Annotated in this window: 2 protein-coding genes and 1 pseudogene; all 3 read left to right on the top strand. The window is 71.0% G+C overall.

Annotated elements, in window-relative coordinates:
- Positions 1–134 precede the first annotated feature (134 nt).
- Positions 135–1,082, top strand: coding sequence for a twin-arginine translocase subunit TatC (tatC, locus tag K6I34_RS31200; RefSeq protein ID WP_229331197.1), 948 nt, complete (start codon positions 135–137; stop codon positions 1,080–1,082).
- Positions 1,083–1,759: 677 nt separating this feature from the next.
- A pseudogene (locus tag K6I34_RS31190) lies at positions 1,760–2,137 on the top strand (sphingosine kinase); the annotation flags it as partial.
- 62 nt (positions 2,138–2,199) lie between these two features.
- Positions 2,200–5,016 (top strand): RNA helicase, encoded by a 2,817-nt coding sequence (locus K6I34_RS31185; RefSeq protein ID WP_229331195.1) that lies wholly within the window; start codon positions 2,200–2,202, stop codon positions 5,014–5,016.
- Positions 5,017–5,136: the final 120 nt, after the last annotated feature.

Raw genomic sequence — 5,136 nt, 5'->3', positions numbered from 1 at the left:
GATCAAGGCCGCTCCCGGCGATGTCACCGCCCGCCCGGTGAGCGAGACCAGCGACCGTACGGCGCAGCACTGATCCAGGGACGATCGGACGGCCACTCGTGGTGACCGTCTGCCGCACGAGATAGGGACGTGGGTTGCTCAAGCCTGCCCGCAAGAAGGAGAAGGACCCCGAAGGGCGGATGCCCCTCGCGGAGCACCTGCGTGAACTGCGCAACCGCCTTGCCAAGGCGGTGCTGGCGATCGTCGTGGTCGCCATCCTCGCTGCCTTCTACAACAAGCAGATCATGGACTTCCTGTCCAACCCTGTGCCCAGCTGCCCGAACCGCGACCTGGCCCAGAGTCACGGCGGCAACTGTGCGGTCCTGACGTTCAACAGCCTGTCCGCGCCGTTCACGACCGTCGTGAAGGTGTGCCTCCTGGCGGGCGTCACCGTTTCCTCCCCGATCTGGCTCTACCAGCTGTGGGCGTTCCTCGCGCCCGGCCTGCACAAGAACGAGAAGAAGTACACGATCGCCTTCGCGGCGACGGCCGCCCCGCTCTTCCTCGCGGGCGCCTACCTGGCGTACGCGATCATGCCCGCCAGCATGCGGGTGCTGCTGAGCGTCACCCCGGAGACCGCGGCCAACACCCTCAGCCTGAACGACATCCTCGACTTCACCGTCCGGATGATCCTCGTCTTCGGTATCTCCTTCGAGCTGCCGCTGATCCTGGTGATGCTGAACCTGGTCGGCGTGCTCTCCGGCCGGGCCATGCTGAAGGCGTGGCGTGGTGTCGTCATGGGCACCTTCGTCTTCGGTGCCGTCGCGACGCCGAGCACCGACCCGTTCGGCATGTGCGTCCTCGCCGTCCCGATCAGCATCCTGTACTTCGGCGCCGTCGGTTTCTCGATCCTCAACGACAAGCGCCGGGAACGCGCCAACCCCGACCATCTCCTCGACGACGACGAGGCCTCGCCGCTCGACCTGAGCCCGCAGCCCGTCGGCGACAGCGAGCCGATGCCCTCGCTGCCCGGCCAGCACGGCGAGAGCGGCCAGGGCGCCGAACCGGCCCGCCGCACCACCGGCTACGACGACGTGACCTGATCCCGGCGGGGCGACTCGTGAACCCGTGAAAAGGGGCGGCTGCTTCCCGGCGGCCGCCCTTTCGCATGCCCCGACCCGATAGGGTCCGGCGGGTGACCAGCGACATCACCCTCTTCGTCAACCCGACGGCGGGCCGTGGCCGGGGCGTCCGTGCCGTGGCGCCCGCCGCCCGGGTGCTGCGACGCCGGGTTGGCAACTGTTGATTCCGTTGTCGGCCATCATTGGTCATCGGGAAACTCGCGTGGGTGATGCGGAGTTGGGTGTAGTCTAGGTCGTGATCGTGGTTCGGACATCTTGGCTGTTATCGCGTAGGTGTGACTGGATGCGACCAGAAGGATCGCTGACAGAGAGCTGCCCCGCGGGCCTGGATGTTTTCCACGGCAGACAGGGGCCCCTGGCCTGCGAGGACGCCAAGCATCGCGTGTTGCGGGCAAGACTTGAGCGTGCCGGACAGGAGCCATCCCCTGGGCCCCCGAAGACCGTTCGCGGGGCACCAGCCCGAATGCGGCTGGTTTGACGGGATGTGGCCGACACGGGCCAGCTCCTTGAGGAACGGTTCTCCGTCCGCACGGTGCTGGGACGGACGCCGCGGACGCCCCCGCCCGAGCCGGGGGCACCGGTGTGCTGATCGCCGTCGCTGGAATGGGCGCCCCGCTCAGCGTGGTCGCGGTGCTACGCCCGTCCCGTACCGCATCGTCCTCGACGACGGGCTGTCGCTGGAGACCGAGGCGACGCTCGTCGCGGCGGGCAACGGCAGCTCGTACGGGGGCGGCATGCGCATCTGCGCCGACGCCCGGCTGGACGACGGGCGCTTCGACATCACCATCATCGAGCCGTGCAGCCGCGCCACCCTGCTCCGCGTCTTCCCCCGGGTCTACCGGGGCACCCACCTCGGCCACCCCAAGGTCACCGTCCACCGCGCGGCGCGGATCACCCTGGCCGCCCCCGGCCTCACCGGCTGGGCCGACGGCGAGCCGCTGGGACCGCTGCCGCTCACCGCCGAGACCGTCCCCGGTGCGGTACGGCTCCTCGGGGCCGTCGCCCCGGACCACTGATGACGGGCCACTGATAAAGATCGGGTGCGCTGTCAGGGGTCACCGGTAGGCTCGTACACAAGATGACCGACGACATGTCCCCTGCTGAGCGCTACGCCCTGTCCCGGGTGCGCGCCGCCGAGCAGGCCACCGCGCTCGCCCCGTTCCGCGAGATGTACGACTTCGAGCTGGACCCCTTCCAGATAGAGGCCTGCAAGGCCCTGGAGGCGGGCAAGGGCGTCCTGGTCGCGGCGCCGACCGGCTCCGGCAAGACCATCGTGGGCGAGTTCGCCGTCCACCTGGCTCTCACCCAGGGCCGCAAGTGCTTCTACACGACGCCCATCAAGGCGCTGTCGAACCAGAAGTACAGCGACCTCGTCAAGCGCTACGGCGTCGACCGCGTCGGCCTGCTGACTGGCGACAACAGCGTCAATCCCGATGCCCCGGTGCTCGTCATGACCACCGAGGTGCTGCGCAACATGCTCTACGCGGGCTCGCAGGCCCTCGACGGGCTGGGCCACGTGGTCATGGACGAGGTGCACTACCTCTCCGACCGCTTCCGCGGCGCCGTCTGGGAGGAGGTCATCATCCACCTCCCGGCATCGGTGACCCTCGTCTCCCTCTCGGCCACCGTTTCCAACGCCGAGGAGTTCGGCGACTGGCTGGACACGGTCCGCGGCGACACCGAAGTGATCGTCTCCGAGCACCGGCCCGTGCCGCTGTGGCAGCACGTGCTCGCCGGGCGCCGGATGTACGACCTCTTCGAGGAGAAGGAGGGGGCCACCGGCACCCGGCGCGAGGTCAACCCCGACCTGGTGCGGCTGGCCCGGATGGAGAACAGCCGCCCCTTCGGCGGCCGGGAGCGGCGCAAGGGCAAGATGCTCCGCGAGGCCGACCGCGAGCGCGAGCGCCGCCAGCGCAGCCGCATCTGGACCCCCAGCCGGGTCGAGGTCATCGAGCGGCTCGACGCCGAGGGCCTGCTGCCCGCCATCACCTTCATCTTCAGCCGCGCCGGCTGCGAGGCCGCCGTGCAGCAGTGCCTCTACGCGGGGCTGCGGCTCAACGACGCCGAGGCCCGTCTGAAGGTGCGGCAGATCGTCGAGGAGCGCACCGCCTCCATCCCCGACGAGGATCTCCACGTCCTCGGCTACTTCGAGTGGCTGGAGGGCCTGGAGCGGGGCATCGCCGCGCACCACGCGGGCATGCTGCCCACGTTCAAGGAAGTGGTCGAGGAGCTCTTCGTCAAGGGCCTGGTCAAGGCGGTCTTCGCCACCGAGACCCTCGCGCTGGGCATCAACATGCCCGCCCGCTCCGTGGTCCTGGAGAAGCTCGTCAAGTGGAACGGCGAGCAGCACGCCGACATCACCCCCGGCGAGTACACCCAGCTCACCGGCCGCGCCGGGCGCCGCGGCATCGACGTCGAGGGGCACGCGGTCGTCCTGTGGCAGCGCGCCATGGACCCCGCCGCGCTCGCCGGCCTCGCGGGCACCCGTACGTATCCGCTGCGCTCCAGCTTCAAGCCGTCGTACAACATGGCGGTCAACCTCGTCTCGCAGTACGGCAGGCACCGCTCGCGCGAGCTGCTGGAGACCTCCTTCGCGCAGTTCCAGGCCGACAAGTCGGTCGTCGGCATCTCCCGGCAGGTGCAGCGCAACGAGGAGGGCCTGGCGGGCTACCGCGAGGCGATCACCTGCCACCTGGGCGACTTCGAGGAGTACGCGCGGCTGCGCCGCGAGCTCAAGGACCGCGAGACCGAGATCGCCAAGCAAGGCGCCGGCCAGCGGCGGGCCGCCGCCGCGGCCGCCCTGGAGAAGCTCAAGCCGGGCGACGTCATCCACGTGCCCACGGGGAAGTACGCCGGTCTCGCCCTGGTGCTCGACCCCGGCCTGCCCGCGGGCCGTACGAACCGGCACCGCGGCTTCGACCCCTACGACGGGCCGCGCCCGCTGGTGCTCACGGCGGAACGGCAGGTCAAGCGGCTCGCGCCGATCGACTTCCCGGTGCCCGTCGAGCCGCTGGAGCGGATGCGCGTCCCGAAGTCCTTCAACCCGCGCAGCCCCCAGTCGCGCCGCGACCTGGCCTCGGCCCTGCGCACCAAGGCCGGGCACATCGTGCCCGACCGGCATCGCAAGCAGCGCTCGGCCGCCGTCGACGACCGGGAGATCAACCGGCTGCGCACGGAGATCCGGGCGCACCCCTGCCACGGCTGCGACGACCGCGAGGACCACGCCCGCTGGGCCGAGCGCTACCACCGGCTGCTGCGCGACACGCGGCAGCTGGAGCGGCGCATCGAGGGCCGGACGAACACGATCGCCCGCACCTTCGACCGGATCTGCGCGCTCCTGAGCGACCTCGGCTATCTCCGGGGCGACGAGGTCACCGAGGACGGCCGCCGCCTCGCCCGGCTCTACGGCGAGCTCGACCTGCTGGCCTCGGAGTGCCTGCGCGACGGCGTCTGGGACGGGCTCGCGCCCGCGGAGCTGGCCGCGTGCGCCTCCGCGCTGGTCTACGAGGCGCGGATGGCCGACGACGCGGCGCCGCCGCGGCTGCCCGCGGGCCCGGCGCAGGCCGCGCTCGGCGAGATGGTCCGGATCTGGGGACGTCTCGACGCGCTGGAGGAGCAGCACAAGATCAACCAGGCGGAGGGCGTCGGCCAGCGCGAGCCGGACCTCGGCTTCGCCTGGGCGGCGTACCGCTGGGCCCAGGGGCACGGCCTGGACGAGGTCCTGCGGGACATCGAGATGCCGGCGGGGGACTTCGTCCGCTGGTGCAAGCAGCTGATCGATGTCCTGGGGCAGATCGCGGCGGCCGCGCCTGGCGGCAGCGCTGTTGCGCGCAATGCGCGCAAGGCGGTCGACGGTTTGCTGCGGGGGGTTGTGGCGTACTCGTCGGTGGGCTGAGGCCCGGTGTCCGGGGCTGCGCCCCGGGCCCCCGGCGCCTACAAGGGTGCCTCGTGGGCTCGGTATGCGGCTGCGGGTCGTGTGTGGTTGCTCGCGCAGTTCCCCGCGCCCCTTCGGGGG

The organism is Streptomyces sp. UNOC14_S4 (assembly GCF_020740835.1).
GTDB lineage: Bacteria > Actinomycetota > Actinomycetes > Streptomycetales > Streptomycetaceae > Streptomyces.
This window is presented reverse-complemented; position numbering and strand designations above follow the sequence as displayed.

Bases quoted from the DNA above. Each gene is read 5' to 3' on its own strand.
- K6I34_RS31185 (WP_229331195.1), top strand. From the start codon at position 2,200: ATGACCGACGACATGTCCCCTGCTGAGCGCTACGCCCTGTCCCGGGTG.